The following is a 22780-nucleotide window of genomic DNA, read 5'->3' on the forward strand; positions in this document are numbered from 1 at the left end:
CCTTAAGGTAATGTTCTAGACATGGGGATAGGAGTCAGGGAAAATCGGAGCACTCGAACCCGTTAAATTCTCCCAAACAACTACGACGGTACTTGAACCTGTGCATTGCCCCACCTGTGAGAGCACGAATATCGTCAAGCATGGTAAAACCGCCGAGGGTAAGCAACAGTATAAATGCCGTAATCCTGAATGCACTCGTCATAGCTTTGTTCAGGAGTATTCTTACCGAGGCTACTTGCCTACTGTGAAACAACAGATTTGTGAGATGGCGCTCAACGGCGGCGGGATTCGCGATACTGCGCGGGTACTCAAGATTAGCCCAACCACCGTCCTTGAAGAATTAAAAAAAAGATCGTCATCTTGAACACGTGAACCGACCCTTGTTAGAACAACTTAAGCCGACCTCTGCGATAGTCGTCAAACACATTGAGGAAGCGGAAGCTGACGAGATGGGGAGTTTTGTTCACTCGAAGCAGCAGGAGCGTTGGTTACGGCACGCAATTGATCATCAAACCGGGTACGTGTTGGCCTATGTGCTGGCCGATCATACAGACCAGGCGCTCGTTGAGTTAAAAGCATTGTTAGAGCCGTTTGGCGTTCAAACGTTTTACACCGATGGATGGGGAGCGTATGCCCGTTTGGTGGATGAAGACCAGTACGTCGTTGGCAAGTGGAATACCCAAAAAATCGAGCGCAAACACTTAACGTTACGAACGCGAATTAAGCGATTAGCTCTCGCAAAACCATCTGCTTCTCCAAGTCCGAATGGCTGCATGACATCGTGATTGGATTGTTCATCAATCGCTACGAGTTTGGGCGGGCTGTTTGACTTCATCGATCCCCATGTCTAGAACATTACCAAAATCGGGTAGTTATTCAAACTAGACAGGCTAAGAGCATTCTAAACGCGAGTTAGACACCTTATCCCTGTGATTAGTAGGCGCATTTCCGCATCGAAGTCCTACTAATTTAGGGGGGAGGGAGCCATACAAACGACTTCTCTCGGCAAAATCTGCATGCTGAGTCAAGATACAAAAGTCGTTCTAGCAAATTCCTATATTTCAGTATCAGTTTTTTCTGCCAATCCATGAAACTGAACGTGACTAGAATCAGGAAAAATATCTGCTAAGCGAGTCACTAGGTAGGTAGTCATCATTAATTGTCAAGGGGGGAGTGGGGGCGCAGCCTCCAGGCAGGGGGGTTCACCCCCTCCACCCCCGAAACTATCCTTAATTTAATTGCGCCTAGCTACTTAACTTTCGACTCAAGTTCTGGTCAAAAAAGCAACTTCAAACAGCACCTACTGAAGCAACGAGACGATGTTCACGATCCGCTGCAAACTCCAAACAAGCCCTAATATCGGCTTCTGTCAGTTTGGGAAAATCATCTAGAATTTCAGCATGGGACATACCAGTCGCCAGCCATCTTAAAACATCATAAATAGTGATATGCATCCGGTGAATACAAGGTTTGCCGCCACGCTTATCTGGCTCAATGGTGATGATGTCACGATAACTCATTGTGGTTATAGACTGTTTAGTACATCCTCAGTCCAGAGCAGGATAACATAGGCCCTGAGGGAGACGGAGTCAACAGTCAACTGTGAAAAGATACCGAGTAAATTGATGCACAGACTCAAAACGCAGCAGACCATAAGCCATCCTAAAGCTGGCTAAATTGCATTCAATATTTCATTCCTAAATACGTTCCATTCGTTGAACTGTCGTGTGTCTTTTAGCGTGACTTAAGCCGTAGAATTGCCGCACTCACCTGCTGTAGTAGTCATTTCAACTGGGCTTTGGACTAGCATCGCCGCTAACGGCGACCTCTTCCGCTGGAGCGCTGCCAGATAGCGGTCTTCGTCATAGGGCACTCGGTCTTGCCAGCAGCGCCAGAGAATTCGTCCCCACTTATACGCCAGAGCGCGAATCGCTTTGGGATGACTTTTGCCCGATCGCCGCTGCTGCTGATAGAACGCATTGGCCCACGATGAGTGTCGCCGCGACTGGTCAGCCCACTCCACAAAGGACTGCCGCAGAAACTTTGGACAACTCCAGCGCCAGTGCGTCCAGCGTTTCTTGCCACTCTCTTCTTTGACCGGTGCAATGCCGATATAGCTCATAAACGCCTGGGCGTTGCCGAAGCGACTGCGGTCATCACCAAAGGCAACCAGCAATCGAGGGGCTAAATGGGGGCCTGCTCCTGGTAAAGCCTCGAAAAACGCCGCATCTGGCAAAGACTGAAACAACTGCTCAATCGTTTGATTCAACTCATCGAGTCGATGCAAGAGTGCCTTGAGTTGAATCACCAGCGTTTGCACCAGCCATTGCATCGGTTTGACGATGCCTGGGTCTTCTGTCAGCGGGGTACCAGCGGTTTGAATCTGGTGAATGCGCCGTTCAATGGCGCTATGGCGAATGACTCGATGAGACTGGAAGAACTGAGTCAATTCCTCAGCCGAGGCAGCTTGGGCGCAGTGGAGATCAGGGTATTGAGTCATAAAGTCGCAAAACACTTGAGTATCTTTATCCTCAAACCAATCCAGCACTTGGGGGTAGAAGTTCTTCAGCGCAGCGGTCATACGATTGGTCAACCGCACCTTCTCGCCCACCAGCATGCGGCGAGATTCACTCCACTGCCGCAAGGCTCGCAGTTCACAAGATGCGGGTTGCCACGGAGGAATCTTGTCAGGATGCTTGAGCAGCAGCTCAATTAGAATTTGAGCATCCACGGGGTCTGATTTTGCGCGTGAGGGCTGAAAGGCTCGCCGATAGTTGGAGACTGTGCGCGGATTGATGGGAAACAGCACTAGGTTTTCGTACTGGCACAGTGCGTAAATCAGGGGTCCTCGCTTTTGCTCCAGACAGATGGCGATTGGGTCATTGCCGTATCGCTGTTGCAAGGTCGCAACCCAATTGGCAATCTCTTGCGGTTGAGTGCCGATCACGCTGTATTCTCGCTGTGCGCTCTCGGGGTCATACAGACAGATGTCGTGTTTACGATCTGACCAGTCGATGCCGATGTAGGCGACAAAGGTTCTTTCCATCAGCTAAGTTGGGGATAGTTTGTTGTCAGGAACTGGGCTGCCTGCTTCTGAGCGAAGAGATTATGGAAGGTGTGAAAACCACGCAATCCCTGAGAATTCGTTAAAGGAAGCCGGTCAGGGTTGAGGCGAGGCAATATGTTAGTAGACATCCGGCTGTCTGACGTTGGATGGTCGTCCTCAATCCCTAGCCCAGTCTCTTTTCCTAATTACCATTTCTCTGGCTCTTAGCGAGCTGCATGAGAGGAGCGAAGCAATATGTTAGTAGACATCTGCCGGTCGCTCACTGCATGGTCGTCTCCTCTCTTGCGCTGTTCCGTCTCCCCATAACTGTTGTTGGAGTCGATCGCATCAAGGTAATTTGTGAGAATCAAGGTTGTGTGCGGCGGGTGAACGGGGTCGTTATATGTCTTAATTCTTCTTCTCTGCTTTCTTAGCCTTTGCGGCCTCCAGCATTTCATCGGCGATCGCATACCAGACCTGCCCCATGGTATCCGGGTTCAGTGTTCGCCCTTTCCATTCTGGAAACAACTTGAAGAAGCGACCATCAGCCAGGGCATCAAGCGTAGGGCTGTTTTGCTTGCCTGATTCTCCCAGTGCTGCCAGCCACTGATTGTAGTTATCCAGCGTGTAGGTGCCCAGTTTTTTGCGGGTTTCTGGATTGAGAGACTCCAGCCGGTCCGTCAGGGCGCTGGCGATCGCGTTCCAATTCTCCTTCTGTCTGGCATCTCCGTTGCTGGTAGGGGACTGCCCTTTAAGTTGAGGGTATTTGATATAGAACGTCTCATCGACCAGATTATTGAAGTATTGGGGATTAACCCCCAATTTCTGGACCCGATCGCGCAGGGCTTGTTCTGAGACTCCACTGGCTTGAGCTGCTGGATTTGGAGAGGATTTCTGGCTCTTGCCCTCAACCGGGGGGATCTGTTTTGCAGGTGGCTCTGCTGGTTGAGTGGCTGGGCTGGCCGCAGTCTCTGGGACAGGCGACTCGGCAGATTTGCGATCGCCCCGGAAAAATGGCAGGGCTTTCCAGGCAATCACACCCATTAGCAGTGCCAGCCCGACAACCAGTGCCGTGGAAGCGCGGGGGCCGCCCACCCGTCGTTTGAAGGGGCGTTTTTTAGAGACCGGAGTAGCAGCCTGGGGCGCAGCAGGGGAAGGCTCCTCAACCGCCACCTGGGCAGCAACCGGTTCCGTCGGTAGACGGGGAGGATGTGGCGGCGCCGCAGGAATGACTGATGGCGGAGCCGAAGAAGAGACGACCGGTGGGGGAACCGAAGACAACTCTGTCATCTGAGGTGCAGAAGCCTCCAGGGGTTCTAATGCCTGCATCACCTGATTGGCAGAGGCAAAGCGCTTTTGTGGGCGGGTTTCCAGCATTTGCCTAAGAATCCGGGCAAATTTGGGATTGATATTCACCAGGGATTCCCACTCAAAGCTTTTGGTTTTCTGGTTATAGAGCTCTTCTGGTGATTTTCCAGTCAGCAGGGCGATCGACACAACGCCCAGAGAGTAGAGGTCACTACAGGGATAAACCTGCCCATCGCTGATCTTTTCGGGGGGAATGTACCCCCAGGTACCCAGGGCAGTCTCTGGCTTAACCGGATGGAGTTGTAACCGCACAACCAGATCTCTGACCAGCCCGTAGTTAATTAAAACGGGCAACTGGTCTTGCTGACGCAGAATTAAGGTATCCAGCGTGAGATTGCCATGCACAATTCCCTTGCTGTGCAGATAGCTCAGGACGGGCAAAACTTTCATCATCAGGTGGATGACTTCCGCCTCTGAGAAAGGCTGTCCCTGGGCTTTACGGCTGTCCAGAATGACGTTATAGCTTTTCCCTTCTACATATTCCCGAATCCAATACAGGCGATTTCCCTGAACTAACATTGCCCGCGGACGGGGAAGCTGGGGGTGGCGCAATTCGTAAAGGGGAGAAGCCTCCTGGTGAAACAACTGAAGCAATGTGTCAACCACGGCTGGATCTTGCTGATTGGGAATAAACTCCTTCAGCACACACAGGGCGTTGAGCTGCTTTTGGTCTCGCACCAGGTAGGTTTGCCCAAGATTTCCCCGCTTCGCCATACCAACGACACGGTAGCGATTATCCAGAAGGGTTCCAGAGGCAAGAGGGGCGTACATGATGAACTAGCCAGGTAAACGGCAAATGTGGAAGGGGAAGGAGGAGGGGAGAGTACTGGTTGTTAGTTGCTAGTTGTTAGTCAGGGAGAGGGAAAGAGGTGAAAGGAGGTATAAAACATCGAATCTTAGAAATTGACAGAATTATAGGACAAATGTACTAAAATAAAAGTTTTTTGGCAAAATTCCTCGCGATCGCACCTGCATTTAAGCAGAAAATCCAGAAATTCTTGCACTTTTTTTCCAATTTGGATGCATCTTAACAGACTTGATCTGGCGCAGTCAGGTGACCGGCGAAAACCTCGCCTGGTTGATGGAGGGCACCAAGGTCAGTAGTATGGCTTCGCTGCTGGCAGTTGCGGTTAGCTGGGCAATCGGGGCGCGGAGGATTTTATAGCAATAGCCACCAGGCTGAGGACGAAGTGCAGGGTTAGAACTCCTGGCTGGAGGCTAAGTCCCCACACCTCCTTAAAACCAATGTCCTAAGCAACCTGGTGACAGCTATAACGCAGCTATAACTAGGATGGACAGACCGATTTGCTCTGGCGTAATCAAAGCACAGGGGAAACCACTGTCTGGTTCATGAATGAAACCACCCTGAGCTCTTTCACCACGCTGCCTATAGTGCATCAAAACTGGTCGTGGGCGGGATATGAGAGACCTGAACCAGGACGGCAGGATATCATCTGGTGTAACCAGGTCACAGGTGAGAATTCTGTCTGGTACCTGATAGGACCACGCTGGTCTCGGCGGTGGCATTGATTCCCGTGAGTGGCAACTAACTAGACCTAAAGGGGAGGAGATTTCAACCACCATGGCAAGAATGACCTATCTAGTCTGGCGGAATTATGGCATAGGTCAAAGTGTCGTCTGGTTGTCATAAGCATCGGGAACAATTCCCCGATTTTTTGACCCAAGTTATGACAATAGTAGGGTGAACGCCTTTTACCTGTTCAATGCCGCAACCCCATGTCATTGACATGCATTTTAAGACATTCCCGCTTAAACTCACTTAAACTCATCTAAATAATCAGAAGGTGGATCATAAGTTTCAATAAATTGTCTGCGACAAGCTTTTCAGATGTAATTTTATTTATTTACCTCTCTGCTTGCCTTTCTTGCTGGTATTGGTTGATCCACAATCCGGATAGTTCATGGGGCTTACCCTCATTTATGCAACTATGCAACGCTGGGAAGTTTAACCTAATGTCCAGCCTGACCTCATTCATTGATTGCATCTGGGTCACGGGTTTTGAGGTGCAGACTGCCTGTGCTCCTAAGACGTTTTAAGTGCCTCAAATCCAGACACGATATCGAGTAATTCTCCTGTAATGGTATTTTGGCGTTGCTGACGATACTCTGCATTGAGAAGGGTTAGCCGTTCTTCAATATTTTTTTCAGCTGTTTGCATCGCAGTTAGTCGGGCTGCATTTTCACTCGCCAAAGATTCGACGGTAGCCCGATATAGTGAAATCAATAAATACTGACGAATCAACTTAGAGAATAAGGGTTCCCAATTCATACTTAAGCTGGGGCGTGCTGCAGAGTCCCAGGGGCGCTGTTCGAGTTGATGCAGCCAGACGCGATCGAGCGGTAAAAGTTGCAGGCTGAACGGTTGATAGGCTGTTGTGGACAAATGCTGGTTATAGAACAAGAGAATATATTCCATGTATGAATGGGGAATTTCCGTTATCTCATCGGATGTAGCTGTGACTTGGTCGGAGTGCTGGCGAAAGCGCCACTGCTCAATGGTTAACAATAGGGTTTGGATTAACTGAAGACTACCGGCGAGGGAACTGGGGAGAGAAAACGTTGCTTGGATTGGCTGGTGTGCTGTTTCCAGGTGAGGAATTAGCCGTGCGCCAACGGCTGCCACCAGACGGCGATCGGGCGGAATTTGGCGGTGATGGAGTTGCGCCAGAGCATAGGCGACGATTTGCTCGTTGAACGACCCGCATAAACCGTGATCGGAGCCAAATAAGATGATTCCAACTAATCCATGATGTTTGGGTGGCGTAGTGAGGGGGAGGCTTATCTGGGTTTCAGAAAAATGGCGGTGATGGAGCAGAGCTTGCAGTCCCAGTTCAATGGTGTGATTGTAGTCAGTGAGTGATGTTCTTGCTTGTTCATACTGGCGAATGTGTACCATTGCCAGAGCTTTCATCGTTCTGACAACAGCACGTAACTCTTCAATGCTGCGGATTTGGGTTTGGAGGGTTTCAAGGGTGTGCATGGGAGAGGGGATGGCCTTTAGGATAAGGTGTTGCGTTGCTTCTCAGGGTGGAAATTATCGTTGAAAGGGTGAACCTGAGGGTCTCGCGATCGCCCTCGGTCAGGGGGCTACCCCTGTGGATGCGATCGCACACCTCCGGCAATTGCTGCGTCACGGTCTGAGCAATGTGGTATTCGACTTCCTTCAGTTGCGCAATCGGAATAGCATCGAATAACCCTTGCGTGACCGCAAACAGGATGGCGATTTGTTCGGCGGCAGCCAGGGGACGGGATTGCGGTTGTTTTAACACTTCCCGGATGCGGCGACCGCGATCGAGGGTCTGTTGAGTTTGCGCATCGAGTTGGGTGCCAAAGCGGGCAAAGACTTCAACTTCTTGAAATTGAGCATAGGCGAGGCGCAGATCACCCGCAACTGCCTGGTAAGCCGGGAGTTGGGTTTTGCCGCCCACCCGTGAAACCGACTTCCCCACATCAACTGCTGGGAAAAGACTCTTCTGAAATAGGTCGGGTGAGAGATAGATTTGACCATCGGTGATGGAGATTAAATTAGTGGGAATGTAGGCGGACAGATTCTGGGCTTGGGTTTCGATAATGGGCAGTGCCGTCAGCGACCCGCCGCCTAATTCAGGACGCAGGTGCGTGGCGCGTTCCAATAGGCGCGAGTGGAGGTAGAAAATATCGCCGGGATAGGCTTCACGACCGGGCGGGCGACGCAGCAGTAGCGAGAGTTCGCGATAGGTACGGGCATGATGCGTGAGGTCATCGTAAACAATCAACACATCGCGCCCCTGCGCCATGAAATACTCGGCCATCGTGGTCGCGCCATAGGGGGTGATGTATTGCAGCCCTAGGGGATCTTGGCCAGCCGCAACGACCACAATGGTGTAGGCCATTGCGCCCTGTTCTCGCAGCGTCGCAATGACTTTGGCGATCGCCGCCGATCGTTGCCCGATCGCACAATAAATGCAGATCACATCCTGGTCTTTCTGGTTAAGGATGGTATCAATGGCGATCGTGGTTTTCCCGGTTTGGCGATCGCCGATAATCAGTTCCCGCTGTCCCCGCCCAATGGGAATCAGGGCGTCCACCACCTTGAGTCCTGTTTGCAGCGGTACTGTGACGGGTGCGCGATCGAGAATTGCTGGGGCTTCCCGCTCTACCGGACGGCGCTCGGCGATATCGAGGGCACCCCGACCATCCAGCGGTTGTCCCAGTACGGTGACGACGCGCCCCAGTAGGGCTTCTCCTACGGGAACATCCATCACTCGTCCAGTGCGGTAGACGTCATCGCCCGCTTGCAGGTATTGACTGTCTCCCAGCAGAATGACACCGACTTCTTCTGGGTCAAGGTTAAAGGCAATGCCTAACAGGGGTGAGCTACCAGAAACAATGCCTGCTCTCGGAAAGCACACTAGTTCATCTGCTTGCACTCCAGGTAACCCTGTGACGCGGGCAATGCCCGGTCTGACCGACTGAACCACGCCTGTCTCACGAATGGTCAGGCTTGCCGACTGGTGACTAAGAACTTGAGCAATTAGGTCACAGGCATCAGCGCAAGCAGCCTGCACCTGCTGAGAAATGCGGTTCATGGTGCGATGTTTCTTCTTGTGTTAAGGCATTGGCTAGCCGTTGTTCTAGGGTTTGCAAGTAGGTGTCGAAACTCCAAACAATTTCCTGACCAGCGAGTTTGATCTCAATGCCGCAGAACAGGTCAGCAGTTGTAACAAATTCAAGCGGTTGAGCGATCGCGAACTGAGTCCGCAGGGTGTCTGTTACCTGTTGACGACGGTTGGGAGGAAGGGCGAAACTGCTGCGGATTAGGATGGGTTGTGTCGTTTGTGAGAGTGCTTGGGCGATCGCCTGGTGTTGCAGTGTATCTAACTGACGGATGCGATCGCAAAAGACTTGCACCAATTGCGCCTCTAAATCTGCATTGGCCAGATCTTTCAATGCTTGACGCGCGATCGCGGTGACTTGGTGAATCACTTGTTGGCGCAGGCGGTGCAGAAAGGCATTCTGTTCCTGCTGGAGTTCCGCCTGCCAGGTTGCCCGTTGGGCGGCGATCGCTTGCCGCACTTGTGCCAACAACCGTTGCCGTTCCTGGTCTGCTGCGAGACGTGCCTCTGCTAGCCAAGTTGCCTGTTGCTGGTGCAGTTCCTGTTGCTGGTGCTGATAGATCGTCAAGGCTTGTTGGGCCTCTGCTTGCAAGCGTTCTGCTTCTTGCCACCGCTCCTCAATCAGCGTTTGACGTTTCTGCATCACCTTGAGAATCGGTCGATAGAGAAACCACCGTAGCAAAGCAACGAGAATGAAAAAATTCAGTACCTGGGCAAAGACAGTAAACCAGTTAATTAACACGTTAGTTTCCCAAATTAATTTCCCAAAAAATGATTCCAGAATGGATTCACAAACAGCAAAATCATGGACACAACTAGACAGTAAATTGCAGTCGATTCCACCATGGCTAACCCGACAAATAAAGTGCGGGTAATGACATTCGCTTTGTCCGGTTGCTGGGCGATCGCCCCCAGTGCCCGCGCCACCGCCCAACCTTCGCCAAAGGCTGGCCCAATCGAACCAATGGCGATCGTGAGACCGGCAGTCACCATAGACACCGCGCCAATCATGGCTAAATCACTCATCTCGATTCTCCTGTGTAGAAATATGATGATTATGTTGTTGGACACTACTGGCAGAGGCGATATACACCAGTGCCAATACTGAAAAAACATAGGCTTGAATCACACCAAAGACTAGCCCCAGTAATTGCATCGCGATCGGGACAAACAGCGGCACGAGCGAGAGCAAAATAGCTGCCAATAGATTGCCGCTCATAATATTGCCAAAGAGTCGCACGGCTAATGCCAAAGTGCGTGAAAACTCCCCAATAATTTGAAAGGGCAGCATGATCGGCGTGGGTTCCAGGTAGCTCTTGAAGTAACGTCCTAACCCCTGCTGGCGGATGCCAAAAATCGGCACCGCGACAAAGACACAGAGTGCCAAGGCTGCCGTTGTTGAAAGAGACCCAGTAGGGGCATGATAACCCGGAACCACCGTGAGCAAATTGCAGGTGACAATGAAAAGAAACAGCGTTCCCACAAAAGATAAATAGCGTTCTGGGTCTTGCTGGGTAATGTCTTGAATTTGATTGTAAATTCCATCGACCACCATCTCTAACAGGTTTTGCCAAGGAGGGAGGTGAGGCCGAACCGATAGCTGTCGCGTCACCCAGCCCGATATTCCCACCAGTAACCCCATCGTGAGCCAGGTAAATAACAACGTGGCATTGAGTACGATCGGCTCGCGTGCATAAATCACAATATTGTCAGGACTGACTTCCACCTCAATCCTCCAAAATCAGATCGCTACCGGAGGCGTGGGGCCGCCAGCGAGCAATGAGCAACGTGCGAGCTAATAAAAATCCCAAAAGCGCAATCATTAGTCGTTCCCAGTGTCCGCCGATGATGAAATAAAATGCCAGGAGTGCCACAGTCAGTCGTGCTGCTCCGCTGCCAACTATGAGCAATACGGGATGTTGTGTGCGGGGCAAGTGCTGCACTGTGAACCACAAACAACTGAAATAAAAGATCCCTAAAACAAAGCCGAGGGGGAATACGAATAAATCAGGCAGTAGTGTGCGGATCAAAAGATTCATGGTGATGCTCCCTCAAAAGATAAGCTAATCAATGGGTTTTTAGTTAATTCCGATATGTATGCAAAATGTTTGGATCCGAGTTCATTTTTGCTGTTCCCGTTGAATCCAGTACCAGGCATTCCAGCAGCCCAGAACCACACCAACAAAGAGCAACATCAGCGTCCAAGAGTACGGGCTAGGGAAGCGTTTATCGATCCAAACTCCGAGGGCAATTCCCAACAAGGTCGGGATCATCACCGACCAGCCCACCATGCCAAACAAGCCCAACCCCGCCCAAATGCTGCGATCGCCCTCCTGCCGTGCCTGAATTTTTCGCGTTGATTTTTGGCGCACCTGCTGTTCAAAAGCCGTGGAATCAGCATTAGGGGGTTTCGGGTCTAACGGATCAGGTAATTTCATCCTAGCCTCCCAGTTCCATAAACTCGCGCACAAAACTGGCTTCTAGGCGTGCGAGCGTACTGCGTGCCCGTTGTTCCTGTTCATCCAGTTGGCAAAACTGTTGCTGTACGGCCTGTTGCAGGGTTTCAAGATCGACCCCACGCACGGCATTTCTCACGGAGACCCAGACCATTGCCCCTTGCTTGACCAGAATGCCTTCATCGATCGCCAAAAAGATTTCCTCCCCAGTCTCCGACTCGAAGGACAAAATGCCAGGGACTAACGCCGCAATCCAATCTACATGTTGGGGCAAGAGACAAAAGGAACCACTGTCGCCCTCAGCAGTCACCTTCGTAACACGCTCATCAATCAACACATTCGTCGGTTGCATGACCTTGAGCTGCATCATCGGCTTGCCTCCTCGATGTTGCCAATCATGTAGAGGGCACTTTCGGGATAGTCCGCAAAGTCATCATTCAGAATGCGATCGCACCCCTCCAAGGCGGCCTCTAATCGCACCAATCGTCCCGGTTTATTCGTAAATTGCTCCGTGGAAAAGAAGGGCTGGGTCAAAAATCGTTCTAGACGACGGGCACGGTAGACAATCTGGCGATCGTGGGCGGAGAGTTCCGCCATCCCTAGCATTGCGATCATGTCTTTTAACTCCTCGTAGGTCGCCAGAGTTTGTCGGACAGCTAGGGCAATTTCATAATGACGCTGGCCAACGATCGCGGGCATTAACATTTTTGAAGTCGATCGCAGGGGATCAACGGCGGGATAAAAGCCTTCGCTAGCCCGTTTGCGGGAGAGCACGATCGAGGCGGAAAGATGACCAAAGGTATGTACCGCCGCCGGATCGGTGAAGTCATCCGCCGGGACATACACCGCCTGGACTGACGTAATTGCTCCGGTGGTGGTACTGGTAATGCGTTCCTGTAATGCCGCCAATTCTGTCGCTAAGGTCGGCTGATACCCCACCCGCGACGGCAATTCCCCCATCAAACCCGATATTTCCTGCCCCGCCTGGATGAACCGAAAAATATTGTCAATCAGCAGCAAGACATCCTGGTGTGCGTCATCCCGAAAATATTCCGCCATTGTCAATGCCACATGACCCACACGAAAGCGAGCACCCGGCGGTTCATTCATCTGCCCAAAGACCATGACGGTATGATCCAGGACGCCAGCCGCCTGCATTTCCCGATAGAGTTCTTCGGCTTCCCGGTTGCGTTCACCAATGCCGCAGAATAAGCTGATCCCCTGATGCTGATTCACCATGTTGTGGATCATTTCCGTAATCAGCACTGTTTTGCCAACCCCCGCGCCCCCAAACAGTCCGGCTTTGCCGCCCCGCTCGATCGGAGCTAGCACATCAATCACTTTGATCCCTGTTTCTAAAATTTCCGATTGTGTAGACTGTTGGAGCAAGGGCACTGCCGGTTGATGAATCGATCGCCATGTAACCTCCGTCAACGGTTCCCGTTTGTCGATGGGGGTGCCAAATACGTTGAACATCCGCCCTAGGAGCGATCGCCCTACGGGCACCTCTAAGGAATGCCCCAAGTCAATGACGGGCGATCCTCGCGCTAACCCGGAGGTGGGGGTCAGCGCAATCCCCCGCACCACTTCTGCGTTCACATGGGCGACCACTTCCACAATTACCTTGCCATCCTCCCCTGCATTCAACCGATGGAGATAACCGGGTAATCGCTGCGGGAAAGACGCATCCACGACACTGCCCCGAACCGATACGACAGTTCCTACATTATTGGGTACGTGATTAGGGACGTTATTGGGTACGTCAGTATTGGATAGGTTGGTTGCAGTGAGCATGGCTGTAAACCTCCTGAACTGTTGAATTGCGGGTGTTGGAGGTGAGATCTCGGTTTAGCCAGGAATCCGGCAGCGGTGATCACGCAGACTGGCCTTTTCTGGCTCCCGTGGAAACCAAAAAGCGGTGCGTTTACAAATGCCCACTAGCATTAACATCACCGGCACTTCAATCAATACACCCACCACCGTTGCTAAAGCTGCGCCCGAGTTTAAGCCAAATAATGTGACAGCGGTGGCGATCGCCACTTCAAAATGATTACTGGCTCCAATCATCGCCGCCGGAGCCGCATCTTCATAGGACAGCTTAAGTTTCAGCGCTGCAACATAACCAATCCAGAAAATAAAATTGGTTTGAATAAACAACGGCACTGCAATCAGCACAATGTGCAAGGGATTATTAACAATCAACTCACCTTTAAAAGCAAACAGCAAGATCAGGGTAATCAGCAACGCTGAGATCGCCACTGGATCAAGGTATTTCAAAAATTGGGTTTCAAACCAATCCCGTCCCTTATGTTTCAAAATCCAGTAGCGGCTATAGACCCTGCACAACAATGGCAACCCCACGTAGATCAGCACCGACAACACGATCGTGGCCCAGGGCACTGATAAATTGTTAGCGGACAACAACAGCCGACCCAGAGGCGCGTACAGAAAGAGCATCGTCAACGAATTCACTGCCACCATCACCAGCGTCAATCCCTGATTACCAAAGGAGAGATACCCCAATCAACACCATTGCTGTACAGGGTGCAATCCCCAGCAGAATAGCTCCGGCAATGTAGGAGTTGATCAGAGAGATTTCCTGTCCATGAATAAGTTCGGTGCCGTTAATCAGGGGTTTGAATAGCCAGCCCAGAAAAAATTGGGCAATCACTAACATAGTGAAGGGGTTGATCAGCCAATTGACCGCCAGAGTCAGCAGGACGGGTTTGGGGGTACGGAATGCCCGATCAATCTGAGTAAAATCAATTTTCACCATGATCGGGTACATCCTGAAAAACAGGCAGATAGCAATCGGGATCGAAACCTGATAGATGCTCATGGCATCCAGGGTCACAGCTACTCCTGGAAACAGCCGTCCCAGAGCAATTCCTGCCAGAATACACAGGAAGACCCAGAGGGTGAGATAACGCTGAAATACACTTAACTTCTCTATCGGCTGATTCAGGGTCTGAGAATTTGGAACACTCATGAATGGTAACTCCCCTTTTTCAAAATCGCGATCGCAGCGATCGCTGTCTACACTCTAGAATCTGACTCCAACTGGCAAGGATAAACACCATCATTAATTTCAATTTGGAGGGTGGTGTGGTCAATTCCAAAATAATGATGCAGTTCATCAGAGACCTGATGGAGAAAGTCATCGCCGGGGTGCCCATCGGGCATGACTAAGTGAGCTGTGAGAGCGGTTTCAGTCGTACTCATCGCCCAGATGTGCAAATCATGAAGGCAGGCAACGCCCGGTCGTTCGGCTAAAAACAAGTGAACAGCTCTGGGGTCGATCTTAGCGGGAACCGCATCGAGCGACAGCTTCAGCGAGTCTTTAAGCAGATCCCATGTGCTCATGACCACAACTACAACAATCACTAAACTAATGGCAGGATCAAACCAAAACCATCCTGTGGTCAAAATAGCAGCCCCTGCCAAAACCACTCCCAGCGATACTAAAGCATCGGCAGCCATGTGCCAGAATGCTGCTCGAATATTTAAGTCATGGGTGCGCCCACCTAGAAACAGCCATGCTGTGATGCTGTTAATCACCACCCCAATCGCCGCTACACCAATCAAAACCGAGCCAGAAATCTCAGACGGGGTTTGCAGTTGCCGCACCGCTTCCCAGGCGATCGCCCCCATTGCCATCATCAAGAGCAAGGCATTAAGCAACGATGCCAAAATGGAAGACCGCCGCAGTCCATAGGTGAATGTCTGTGATGGAGGACGCTGACTCAAATAACTTGCCCCCCACGCTAACCCCAGCCCCAGCACATCGCTTAAATTGTGCCCCGCATCCGCAAGCAACGCCAGAGAGTTGATGATGAGTCCAGTCGCCGCTTCAATTAGCACAAAGCCCACATTTAGCCCAACGCCGATCTGAAAGGCGCGGGTATCAGTTTGGGGAGTGTGGTGATGGGAGTGGGCATGAACCATGGATCTTACTATCAATGAATACAAGCACTTTAAGCAACTGGTGTTGTATAGCGGTAGTCATTTTGGTTAGGACGGGGTGCAGGATTGGAACCCCTGGCTGGGGGCGAAGCCCCCACTCCCTCTCTAATTCCAATATCCTAGCGCACCTGCGTAGAGCTATAAATACTAAATTTTGCAACATGGAGGTTTGGGGGTTTACCCCTTTACCCCGTTCAAAATTCAAAACTTATATTTTGCTGTACTAGTTCCTTCATACCTAAACGGCGATTTGCCAACACGAAATAAATACTTAAATCCAAGCGGAGGCCAGTGTTCCCGTTAGCGCTCCGATCGCCAAAACAAAGGCGGGATGCCATTTGAAGCGAGTGAACAAAACAAGGGCGATCGCACCCAAAACTAGACTGAGCGGACGCTCCCAATGGAGCGAACTGGGAGCCAGCGCAATCGCCGCCGCCAGAATTAAGCCCACCACGACTGGATTGACCCCAGCCAGAAAATCTTTGACCGCTGTGACCTGGCGAAGTTGTTGATAGAAATGGGAAATTCCCCACATTAAAAGGGTCGCAGGCAAAAACAGAGCCACCGTTGCCACCAAAGCACCGGCAATGCCCGCCATTCGGTAGCCTGTAAACGTGGCTAGCACTGCCATTGGCCCAGGGGTTAACTGGCTGATGGCGACCCCATCGATAAATTCTTGCGGCGTTAGCCAACCTAGCTGCGTCACCAATTGCTGATGCAGCACCGGAATCAGCACAAATCCCCCGCCAAAAAAGACGACTCCGACTTTAAGAAAGCCCATTGCCAGCGTTAAAAGCCCCACCGTCATCAGGGTTGAAGTGGCGGGCAGGGCGGCAGACAGGGTATGCGGCAATCCTTTGATCAAGAGCGGCAGAGGCAGTATCAGATAAGCCGCTTGGCCACGGGAACGCGAACGGTCAAGCTTCAGTAAATAGCCGACTACGCCCGCGATCGCCAGTATCCAGACAGGATTAATCCGCGCCAAGCTACCCCCAACAGCTACCAGGAGGAGGGCGATCGCCACCGTCGATTGAATTGATTTGCGCCCCATTGACCAGGCAGCACTCAGGATCAGCGCAATCACCACAGGAGCTAGCCCCGCCAGTGCCCCTTGGAGCGAAGGAATTTGGTTAAAGCTGAAGTACAGCCAAGACAACCCAATTACCAGTGACACCGATGGTGCTAAGAATGCAGCTTGTGCCAGCAGTGCCCCCCCTAGCCCAAACATTCGATAGCCAATGAAAAAGGCCGTATTGACCGCAAAGGGACCCAGAATTTGTCCTAACCCAACCCCGTGCAGAAACTCCTCAGTTTCCACACATGTCCGCCGCCGCACACATTCCTGCTCCATCAGGGCGATGACCGCCACACCACCGCCAAAACCAATGGAACCCAGTTTCAAAAAACGCAGCGCCATCTCAAGCCGAGTCATCATCGGCGGTGTCGTTTTGACAGGGGAACCGTTGCTGCTCAGTTCCATTGCGTGATCATCCATTCTCGATCACCCTCTCAACCCTTCCGACAAGTATCAATCAAGTATTAATCAAGTATTAATCCGGTCGTGAGGATTGCCTGTTTGCGGCAAGCAATCCCCCATTCACCCAATTAGATAAACTAGGAATGAGCCGGCATCGGAGTTGCAGTTGGCATCATTTCCAATTGCAAAGCCTCACTACAGGGCAGACAGACGTGCTGACCGTTGATGTGCCGACTGTAGGGTTTCACGGTCATTTCACCACAGCGATCGCACACAAACGTCGCAAAGCAGTGGGACGGTTCCTGCTATGCATACTGGTAGACTGCACCGAGGCGTTGCTGAAACTGTAATGATTTAAGCTGGCAAAGGAACTGTCCAATCCTTCAAGGAGTGAAGCAGCAAACGAAGGGAACATTTCAGCATTGCGACAGACTTAGAGTAGCACAAGGTCTTGCGGTGCAACCGTGCCAAGTAGTGCCGCAGACGAGTGTTCTCCCCCTCCACGCGAGTCATGTAGGTTTTGCTCACAATCTGGTCGCCCTCTTCGATGAACATCGGGTAGACTTTCCATCCATCGGTGATATAGAAGAAGCATTGCCAGCATTTGACCATTGACCACAGCCACTTGAATGTTTCCGCACTGCGGTCACCAATCACCCACGCCAAGATTCCGGCTCTCTTATGATTAACCGCTGTCCAAATCCATAGCTTGTTGCGCGTATTGCCTACAAAGGTTTGCAGTTCGTCCAAATCGGTGTTCTCTGGAATCTCCTCTACTTCTGGCGCATCCCGCAATTGGTGTCCTGCCGCCCGAATCCAACGCAGAATCGTCGTGTGATGGATTTCGGTGACCCGTTCGATGCCTCGCAGTCCCATGCCGTTGAGGTACATCTTGATGCACAATTGCTTCACCTCATTCGAATAGCGCCAAGGATAGTAAGTTGCAAGAAATTGTCGACCACACTGCTTGCACTTGTAGCATTGTCTGCCTCGACGATGCCCGTTCTTTGCCGTTTCAGTTGAATTACATTGAGGACATTTCATCCTTCTATAATGCCAAATTGTGCATTACCCTTGCAGCAACGCCCATTCATTGATTACTTACTTTCAGACAGTTCTCAGTGCCGTCAAATTTATCCAGTTTTGACTTATCAAAACGAGTGGCTAGATATTAACCTTCAGATGATTGGGGGAAAGAGTTGCCTAGTGCTTCTTAGTTTGGCTTAGATGTACTTTCATACTGAATGAAATGATTGAATGAAATGAGTAGATTCTTTAGAGGACCATCGTTATGGTGATTGTGTGGGGAGGAGTGATTATTGCAGGAGTGGCAGCGATTGTGTGGGGAGCTGAAATTTTTGCCAAGCATCTGGGCGAAGCCGCAGTGAGGTTACAGGTAAGCAGTTTCGCTCTGGCACTATTGCTGGCGGGAGCAGAGCCGGAAGAACTGGCAACAACGATTGCTGCAACGTTGAGAGGCGCCCCAGCGATCGCCTTTGGAGATGTGATTGGTGCAAATATTGCCATCTGCTTAGTGGCATTGGGCGTAGGCGCGATCGTAGCTCCATTACCATTTGGGCAACAAGTGATGCGCTATGCTCTGGTCGGGTTTTCCATCGGCATAGCAGCAGTTAGTTTTATTTGGGATGGTCAAGTGACCGGGTTGGAAGGTGCCATTCTTTTAGCTCTCTATGTTCTCTATATCAGTGTGATCTGGATTTTGGAGCGGCAACCTCCTGCCATGGGAGAAACAGGTGCGATTGAAGCCGCTGCTGAAGAATTAGTGCTGGAGGGAAACGGGAAACAAAAAGGGAGTGTTGGAAAGGAATTGATGTTGGTGATGGCAGGTTTGATGGCAATGGCGATTGGCTCAGTGATGCTGGTTGAAGCCGTGCGCCAGATTACAGATATTGAGGCAAATCAAACTACCCTTTCATTGACGGTGGTGGGTTTTGCCACAGCGTTTGAGTTGGTCGTCCTGTGCTGGTCAGCTGCTCGCAAAGGAGCTACAGAAGTTGTAGTCGCTGGGGTTGTGGGGTCTTTTGCCTATAACATCACGATGACCTTGGGAGCGGCGGCTGTGATTCGTCCACTGTTTGTTACCGACGCTACGCTATTGCATCAACCAGTGATCGCGATGCTGCTTGCCCTGGTCTTGGTCATTTTACTAGCAGCGCCTCAGCAGCGCCTCAGTCAAATGAGCGGAGGTATTCTTCTTGCGATTTACCCGATCATTCTGATCGCCATGTTGCTGATCTAGTGCAACCAAGTTTCAATGGTTGGACTCTACGCAGCACTGAAATTATTCTACTATGGCTGGAATAGGTTTTTAGCCACAGTAGAACGGATATGATGATGCTTAACCTATCTTCGTCAATCCTTATCATCTAACGTTATCTTATGATCACGGCAGCACTGATAGCGCTACTTTAGGCAAAGCGTCAACTTGTTTGGATGGGTAATAGAGATGAAAATCCTGCTAGTAGAGGACGATTCTCGAATTACAAAGGCGATCGCAGAAGCCCTGAGTGATCAGCACTATGTGGTAGAAGTGGCTAATGATGGTGAGCTTGGTTTAACGTTTGCCGAGACAGGTGCGTTTGATTTGATTGTTTTAGACTTAATGTTGCCAAAGTTGGATGGGATTAGCCTCTGCAAAAAACTACGACAAAGTGGAAATAAAACTCCAGTTCTAATGCTGACCTCGCGTGATACCAGTATGGATAAGGTATTAGGTCTAGACGTTGGGGCTGATGACTATGTGGTCAAACCATTCGATCTCCCAGAGTTGCTAGCAAGAGTTCGAGCACTGTTGCGGCGTGGCAATGTGACATTTTCACCAATCTTGGAGTGGGAAAAATTGACGTTGAACACGAATGAATGCTCAGTGATGTATCACAATTCTCCCTTGATTTTGACCCCTAAAGAATATGCTTTACTAGAATTATTCTTACGAAATGGAAGTCGTGTTCTCAGTCGTAGCACGATTTTGGAGCGCGTATGGGCATTCGAGGATATGCCTGGAGAAGAAACTGTTAAAGTTCATCTGCGAAGCTTGCGTCAGAAGCTCAAAGCCGCAGGTGCACCGCCTAATTTAATTGAGACTGTTTATGGCTTGGGATACCGACTCAACCCCAATCTCTGATCGCCGATTTCGTAATTTGCGAAATCGACTGTTGTTTTCTTATTTCCTAATCATTGCTGCAATTTTAGGAACATTCTCTGCTGCTGTTTATCTGCTAGTTGCTCACGACCGCAACCAGCAGTTAAATGCTCACCTCCGTCAGGTTGCCGCTTCCTCTGCAGGGACACTGGAAATCATCCAGCATGAATATGAAGAACTGACAACGGAGGACAAATACAAAGGTTATGTTCCGGTTGGCTCTGATGGCATGCCACTTCCAATCACGCTGTCTCAACTGATGGGTAAGTATAAGGCAAAATCGGTTTCGCAGATTCCTGTTAGTCCCTAGCAGCCTCTCATCAAGGGGTGGAATGGTATGATGCACAGCAGCGATTAATGGTACGTGAAGGGAAGGTTTTCTTACAAACTTCACTCCCATCAGATATTCCTCAGCATGGAATATTAATCCAGATAGGTAATATTCGCAGCTTTACTCGGCCTGCTTACGCTGTTTCTAAGACTCATCCCAATAAAGTCTATCAAATTTTAGGGTACGTTCGCGCTACTGAATCGACCGTTACATTGGAAGCGGAACTGCGCCGCTTGCGGTGGAGCTTAATTGTTGGGGTGTTAACCGTTTCAGGATTAGCTGCGCTGGGTGGAATCTGGCTGACTTGTGAGTCACTAAAGCCAGTTGTGCAAAGTTTTGATCAGCTGAAGCAGTTTACCTCAGATGCCTCTCACGAGTTGCGTAACCCTCTCACTGCCATTCGCGCATCGATTGCAGTGATGCAGAGTCATCCGGAGCGTATTCATCCTGCTGATGTAGAAAAGCTAAATTCCATGGCAATGGCTTCAGCTCAAATGAGCCAATTGATTGACAATCTATTGCTGTTGGCTCGTATGGATCGGCAAGCTCCAGATCAAAGCGGATGGCGATATATCGCCTTAGATGAACTGCTAGAAGATCTGGTAAATCTCTATAGCGATCGCGCTGAGCAGTCCCAAATTTCCCTGAAATTCCAATTGATTTCTGGTGTAGAGGTCAATGGCGATGCCTCCCAGCTTCAGCAGTTATTTATGAATCTCTTGACCAATGCGTTGCAATATACGCCATCGGGTGGAACTGTGATTGTGTCGTTGCAGCGAATTGGAACTTATGCTCTTGTAACAATCCAGGATACGGGCATCGGCATTGCTCCTGAACAACTGCCGCATATCTTTGATCGTTTTTGGCGAGCCGACCAAGCCCGTAGCCAATATGGGGAGGGTTCTGGGCTGGGGCTGGCGATCGCCAAAACAATTACTCAACGCCATCAAGGTGATATCACTGTGAAAAGCAAATTGGGGGAAGGAAGTTGCTTCTATGTGAAGCTCCCACTAGCAAGATGAAATATCCTCTTTTTAGAAACTCAGACTAGGTTTCCGACTTCTTTACTTTTTCAGATTTTACTAACTGGTAGTTCCAGTTATGGATAAAGAGGAGAACTACCATGTCCAAAGCACTGTCTTTATTTCTCGATCTTGATTCGCAATTGTCGACAGGTCGGTCTCTTCGCACTCGTTTCGATAGTGAATTGGGTGAATCCAGTGAATTGGGTGAATCGGGCGAGTCCGGTGAATTCGGTGAGTCCGGTGATAACTACGGTTCCTCAACCAAAATTAAAGGGACAAAGGGTAACAATCGCCTAGAAGGTAGCATCAACAACGACAAACTTGATGGAAAGGACGGCAGCGATCGCCTCTTTGGTAGAGGTGGTAACGATTACCTCGAAGGCGGAAAAGGGAACGACACACTTATTGGCGGCAGTGGCAACGATTTGCTCGAAGGTGGCCAAGGAGCAGACATTCTCACGGGTGGAAGAGGCAAAGATAGGTTTGAAATCAAGTACAAGCCCAATAAACCTGGCTATCAATTTGCCGATACCATCACTGACTTTAGGGATGGTGTGGATCAGCTAAAGCTCGATGATGTAAGCTTTTCAGATCTCCAAATCGTTCAAGGCACCGGCAGTTTTGCCAAAGACACGCTAATTCAACTGTCTGGCACAGGCAAGACGTTGGCGATATTGCAGGGGATTAATGCCTCGCAAATCACCGCGACAGACTTTGTGATTTCTTAACACACTAAGTTTTGACCAGCATAGAGTTAGGGATGCCTTTTCTGGGCGTTGCTGAAAAGTGGGATGAATTGAAACGGAAGTTTCAAGCATCCAGCAACTTTTTCATTCCCAGATTCAGCAATGCACCTTTTCTGGATTCTTACTTCTTGTATTCGTACCTCGACTCTTAGTTGCTAATGGAGGAATTTGTCATGAATTCTAAAGCTGTTGCTCTATTTCTCAGCATCAGTCTAGCTGCGACTCTAAGCGCTTGTGGAACTGCCGATGCTGGCGGTGAAGAAGGCGGTGAAATGTCTCCAAGTCCTTCTCCTAGTTCGCAGGATAGCGAAGGTGGGGAATCGAGCGCACTGCCAAAGCAATCGTCCGTGCTAAAAGCTACCCGACCTGCAACTGTAAATCTTTCCACTGCATTACTTTTCGCTTCAAACGGAGAACAGGGTGAATCAGGTGAATCTGGTGAATGCAGTGAAGATGGTGAATCTGGTGAAAAAGGTGAATCCGGAGAAAATTCGACCTGTACGGTTTCATAACTGAGCGTACATTGTTGTGCTGAATGTAGTGCGATCGCAGCAAGGAATTCAATCTAAACGTTCTAAGTTGCGATCGC

The 22780-nt window shown here is 50.3% G+C and carries 28 protein-coding genes and 1 pseudogene; 9 read left to right on the forward strand and 20 right to left on the reverse strand.

The window, feature by feature from the left end; all coding sequences use genetic code 11:
- Positions 1 to 34 precede the first annotated feature (34 nt).
- Positions 35 to 202, reverse strand: a complete 168-nt coding sequence (locus P4D80_RS18055) for a hypothetical protein (protein ID WP_421659617.1) — start codon at positions 200 to 202, stop codon at positions 35 to 37.
- Here P4D80_RS18055 and P4D80_RS18060 point away from each other — a divergent pair.
- A complete protein-coding gene (locus P4D80_RS18060; RefSeq protein WP_421659563.1) occupies positions 131 to 364 on the forward strand; it encodes an IS1-like element transposase in 234 nt (77 codons plus the stop codon). The genes P4D80_RS18055 and P4D80_RS18060 overlap by 72 nt on opposite strands.
- 85 nt (positions 365 to 449) lie before the next feature.
- Positions 450 to 829, forward strand: a pseudogene (locus tag P4D80_RS18065) (IS1 family transposase).
- 61 nt (positions 830 to 890) lie between these two features.
- Here the strand turns inward: P4D80_RS18065 and P4D80_RS18070 are convergent.
- The 18 genes from P4D80_RS18070 to chrA all read right to left on the reverse strand — a co-directional run bounded on the left by P4D80_RS18070 (position 891) and on the right by chrA (position 16944).
- A complete protein-coding gene (locus P4D80_RS18070) occupies positions 891 to 1028 on the reverse strand; it encodes a hypothetical protein (protein WP_421655395.1) in 138 nt (45 codons plus the stop codon).
- 261 nt (positions 1029 to 1289) lie between these two features.
- A complete protein-coding gene (locus P4D80_RS18075) occupies positions 1290 to 1520 on the reverse strand; it encodes a DUF433 domain-containing protein (protein WP_421655396.1) in 231 nt (76 codons plus the stop codon).
- Positions 1521 to 1744: 224 nt separating this feature from the next.
- Positions 1745 to 3046, reverse strand: a complete 1302-nt coding sequence (locus P4D80_RS18080) for an IS110 family transposase (protein ID WP_421655397.1) — start codon at positions 3044 to 3046, stop codon at positions 1745 to 1747.
- Positions 3046 to 3195: a hypothetical protein gene (locus tag P4D80_RS18085; protein WP_421655398.1), complete on the reverse strand. Its 150-nt coding sequence runs from the start codon at positions 3193 to 3195 to the stop codon at positions 3046 to 3048. The genes P4D80_RS18080 and P4D80_RS18085 overlap by 1 nt, the downstream gene beginning before the upstream one ends.
- Positions 3196 to 3454: 259 nt before the next feature.
- Positions 3455 to 5185, reverse strand: a complete 1731-nt coding sequence (locus P4D80_RS18090; RefSeq protein ID WP_421655399.1) for a serine/threonine protein kinase — start codon at positions 5183 to 5185, stop codon at positions 3455 to 3457.
- 1273 nt (positions 5186 to 6458) lie between these two features.
- Complete coding sequence (locus P4D80_RS18095; RefSeq protein WP_421655400.1) at positions 6459 to 7415, reverse strand: F0F1 ATP synthase subunit gamma; 957 nt, start codon at positions 7413 to 7415, stop codon at positions 6459 to 6461.
- Positions 7402 to 9003: an alternate F1F0 ATPase, F1 subunit alpha gene (locus tag P4D80_RS18100; protein ID WP_421655401.1), complete on the reverse strand. Its 1602-nt coding sequence runs from the start codon at positions 9001 to 9003 to the stop codon at positions 7402 to 7404. The genes P4D80_RS18095 and P4D80_RS18100 overlap by 14 nt, the downstream gene beginning before the upstream one ends.
- Positions 8963 to 9772, reverse strand: coding sequence for a F0F1 ATP synthase subunit B (locus P4D80_RS18105; protein ID WP_421655402.1), 810 nt, complete (start codon positions 9770 to 9772; stop codon positions 8963 to 8965). Before P4D80_RS18105 ends, P4D80_RS18100 begins: the two co-directional genes overlap by 41 nt.
- Positions 9773 to 9786: 14 nt before the next feature.
- A complete protein-coding gene (locus P4D80_RS18110; RefSeq protein ID WP_421655403.1) occupies positions 9787 to 10056 on the reverse strand; it encodes a F0F1 ATP synthase subunit C in 270 nt (89 codons plus the stop codon).
- Positions 10049 to 10756, reverse strand: coding sequence for a F0F1 ATP synthase subunit A (locus P4D80_RS18115; RefSeq protein WP_421655404.1), 708 nt, complete (start codon positions 10754 to 10756; stop codon positions 10049 to 10051). Before P4D80_RS18115 ends, P4D80_RS18110 begins: the two co-directional genes overlap by 8 nt.
- A gap of 1 nt (position 10757) precedes the next feature.
- Complete coding sequence (locus P4D80_RS18120; protein ID WP_421655405.1) at positions 10758 to 11069, reverse strand: ATP synthase subunit I; 312 nt, start codon at positions 11067 to 11069, stop codon at positions 10758 to 10760.
- An 81-nt stretch (positions 11070 to 11150) separates the two neighbouring features.
- Positions 11151 to 11468: an AtpZ/AtpI family protein gene (locus P4D80_RS18125; protein WP_421655406.1), complete on the reverse strand. Its 318-nt coding sequence runs from the start codon at positions 11466 to 11468 to the stop codon at positions 11151 to 11153.
- Position 11469: 1 nt separating this feature from the next.
- Positions 11470 to 11856, reverse strand: a complete 387-nt coding sequence (locus P4D80_RS18130) for a F0F1 ATP synthase subunit epsilon (protein WP_421655407.1) — start codon at positions 11854 to 11856, stop codon at positions 11470 to 11472.
- On the reverse strand, positions 11853 to 13280 hold the full coding sequence (gene atpD, locus P4D80_RS18135; RefSeq protein WP_421655408.1) for a F0F1 ATP synthase subunit beta: 1428 nt from the start codon (positions 13278 to 13280) through the stop codon (positions 11853 to 11855). The genes P4D80_RS18130 and atpD overlap by 4 nt, the downstream gene beginning before the upstream one ends.
- Before the next feature lie 54 nt (positions 13281 to 13334).
- A complete protein-coding gene (locus P4D80_RS18140) occupies positions 13335 to 14009 on the reverse strand; it encodes an arsenic resistance protein (protein ID WP_421655409.1) in 675 nt (224 codons plus the stop codon).
- On the reverse strand, positions 13987 to 14475 hold the full coding sequence (locus P4D80_RS18145) for an arsenic resistance protein (protein ID WP_421655410.1): 489 nt from the start codon (positions 14473 to 14475) through the stop codon (positions 13987 to 13989). Before P4D80_RS18145 ends, P4D80_RS18140 begins: the two co-directional genes overlap by 23 nt.
- A 47-nt stretch (positions 14476 to 14522) precedes the next feature.
- The gene (locus P4D80_RS18150; protein WP_421655411.1) at positions 14523 to 15431 is read right to left on the reverse strand and encodes a cation diffusion facilitator family transporter; all 909 of its coding nucleotides are present in this window, start codon (positions 15429 to 15431) and stop codon (positions 14523 to 14525) included.
- A 289-nt stretch (positions 15432 to 15720) separates the two neighbouring features.
- Positions 15721 to 16944 (reverse strand): chromate efflux transporter, encoded by a 1224-nt coding sequence (chrA, locus tag P4D80_RS18155; protein WP_421655412.1) that lies wholly within the window; start codon positions 16942 to 16944, stop codon positions 15721 to 15723.
- Positions 16945 to 17069: 125 nt separating this feature from the next.
- On the opposite strand from chrA, the gene P4D80_RS18160 reads away from it, so the two are divergent.
- Positions 17070 to 17276, forward strand: a complete 207-nt coding sequence (locus tag P4D80_RS18160; RefSeq protein WP_421655413.1) for a hypothetical protein — start codon at positions 17070 to 17072, stop codon at positions 17274 to 17276.
- A gap of 4 nt (positions 17277 to 17280) precedes the next feature.
- Here the strand turns inward: P4D80_RS18160 and P4D80_RS18165 are convergent, their stop codons facing one another.
- Positions 17281 to 17970 (reverse strand): IS1 family transposase, encoded by a 690-nt coding sequence (locus P4D80_RS18165; RefSeq protein WP_421655414.1) that lies wholly within the window; start codon positions 17968 to 17970, stop codon positions 17281 to 17283.
- A 247-nt stretch (positions 17971 to 18217) separates the two neighbouring features.
- On the opposite strand from P4D80_RS18165, the gene P4D80_RS18170 reads away from it, so the two are divergent.
- The 6 genes from P4D80_RS18170 to P4D80_RS18195 all read left to right on the forward strand — a co-directional run bounded on the left by P4D80_RS18170 (position 18218) and on the right by P4D80_RS18195 (position 22703).
- Positions 18218 to 19186, forward strand: a complete 969-nt coding sequence (locus P4D80_RS18170; RefSeq protein ID WP_421655415.1) for a sodium:calcium antiporter — start codon at positions 18218 to 18220, stop codon at positions 19184 to 19186.
- Positions 19187 to 19393: 207 nt separating this feature from the next.
- Entirely contained in the window at positions 19394 to 20071 is a 678-nt protein-coding gene (locus P4D80_RS18175; protein ID WP_421655416.1) for a response regulator transcription factor, read from the forward strand.
- Positions 20037 to 20399 (forward strand): hypothetical protein, encoded by a 363-nt coding sequence (locus P4D80_RS18180; protein ID WP_421655417.1) that lies wholly within the window; start codon positions 20037 to 20039, stop codon positions 20397 to 20399. The genes P4D80_RS18175 and P4D80_RS18180 overlap by 35 nt, the downstream gene beginning before the upstream one ends.
- 47 nt (positions 20400 to 20446) lie before the next feature.
- On the forward strand, positions 20447 to 21442 hold the full coding sequence (locus tag P4D80_RS18185; RefSeq protein WP_421655418.1) for a sensor histidine kinase: 996 nt from the start codon (positions 20447 to 20449) through the stop codon (positions 21440 to 21442).
- A gap of 101 nt (positions 21443 to 21543) precedes the next feature.
- A complete protein-coding gene (locus P4D80_RS18190; RefSeq protein WP_421655419.1) occupies positions 21544 to 22173 on the forward strand; it encodes a calcium-binding protein in 630 nt (209 codons plus the stop codon).
- Between the two features lie 191 nt (positions 22174 to 22364).
- Entirely contained in the window at positions 22365 to 22703 is a 339-nt protein-coding gene (locus P4D80_RS18195; RefSeq protein WP_421655420.1) for a hypothetical protein, read from the forward strand.
- Positions 22704 to 22780: the final 77 nt, after the last annotated feature.

This window comes from Leptothermofonsia sp. ETS-13, from assembly GCF_049200465.1.
In the GTDB taxonomy this organism is placed as follows: Bacteria; Cyanobacteriota; Cyanobacteriia; order Leptolyngbyales; family Leptolyngbyaceae; genus Leptothermofonsia.

Bases quoted from the DNA above. Each gene is read 5' to 3' on its own strand.
- P4D80_RS18055 (WP_421659617.1), bottom strand. From the start codon at position 202: ATGACGAGTGCATTCAGGATTACGGCATTTATACTGTTGCTTACCCTC.
- P4D80_RS18075 (WP_421655396.1), bottom strand. From the start codon at position 1,520: ATGAGTTATCGTGACATCATCACCATTGAGCCAGATAAGCGTGGCGGC.
- P4D80_RS18080 (WP_421655397.1), bottom strand. From the start codon at position 3,046: ATGGAAAGAACCTTTGTCGCCTACATCGGCATCGACTGGTCAGATCGT.
- P4D80_RS18085 (WP_421655398.1), bottom strand. From the start codon at position 3,195: ATGTCTACTAACATATTGCCTCGCCTCAACCCTGACCGGCTTCCTTTA.
- P4D80_RS18090 (WP_421655399.1), bottom strand. From the start codon at position 5,185: ATGTACGCCCCTCTTGCCTCTGGAACCCTTCTGGATAATCGCTACCGT.
- P4D80_RS18095 (WP_421655400.1), bottom strand. From the start codon at position 7,415: ATGCACACCCTTGAAACCCTCCAAACCCAAATCCGCAGCATTGAAGAG.
- P4D80_RS18100 (WP_421655401.1), bottom strand. From the start codon at position 9,003: ATGAACCGCATTTCTCAGCAGGTGCAGGCTGCTTGCGCTGATGCCTGT.
- P4D80_RS18110 (WP_421655403.1), bottom strand. From the start codon at position 10,056: ATGAGTGATTTAGCCATGATTGGCGCGGTGTCTATGGTGACTGCCGGT.
- P4D80_RS18120 (WP_421655405.1), bottom strand. From the start codon at position 11,069: ATGAATCTTTTGATCCGCACACTACTGCCTGATTTATTCGTATTCCCC.
- P4D80_RS18125 (WP_421655406.1), bottom strand. From the start codon at position 11,468: ATGAAATTACCTGATCCGTTAGACCCGAAACCCCCTAATGCTGATTCC.
- P4D80_RS18130 (WP_421655407.1), bottom strand. From the start codon at position 11,856: ATGATGCAGCTCAAGGTCATGCAACCGACGAATGTGTTGATTGATGAG.
- atpD (WP_421655408.1), bottom strand. From the start codon at position 13,280: ATGCTCACTGCAACCAACCTATCCAATACTGACGTACCCAATAACGTC.
- P4D80_RS18145 (WP_421655410.1), bottom strand. From the start codon at position 14,475: ATGAGTGTTCCAAATTCTCAGACCCTGAATCAGCCGATAGAGAAGTTA.
- P4D80_RS18150 (WP_421655411.1), bottom strand. From the start codon at position 15,431: ATGGTTCATGCCCACTCCCATCACCACACTCCCCAAACTGATACCCGC.
- chrA (WP_421655412.1), bottom strand. From the start codon at position 16,944: ATGGATGATCACGCAATGGAACTGAGCAGCAACGGTTCCCCTGTCAAA.
- P4D80_RS18160 (WP_421655413.1), top strand. From the start codon at position 17,070: ATGAGCCGGCATCGGAGTTGCAGTTGGCATCATTTCCAATTGCAAAGC.
- P4D80_RS18165 (WP_421655414.1), bottom strand. From the start codon at position 17,970: ATGAAATGTCCTCAATGTAATTCAACTGAAACGGCAAAGAACGGGCAT.
- P4D80_RS18170 (WP_421655415.1), top strand. From the start codon at position 18,218: ATGGTGATTGTGTGGGGAGGAGTGATTATTGCAGGAGTGGCAGCGATT.
- P4D80_RS18175 (WP_421655416.1), top strand. From the start codon at position 19,394: ATGAAAATCCTGCTAGTAGAGGACGATTCTCGAATTACAAAGGCGATC.
- P4D80_RS18180 (WP_421655417.1), top strand. From the start codon at position 20,037: ATGGCTTGGGATACCGACTCAACCCCAATCTCTGATCGCCGATTTCGT.
- P4D80_RS18185 (WP_421655418.1), top strand. From the start codon at position 20,447: ATGGTACGTGAAGGGAAGGTTTTCTTACAAACTTCACTCCCATCAGAT.
- P4D80_RS18190 (WP_421655419.1), top strand. From the start codon at position 21,544: ATGTCCAAAGCACTGTCTTTATTTCTCGATCTTGATTCGCAATTGTCG.
- P4D80_RS18195 (WP_421655420.1), top strand. From the start codon at position 22,365: ATGAATTCTAAAGCTGTTGCTCTATTTCTCAGCATCAGTCTAGCTGCG.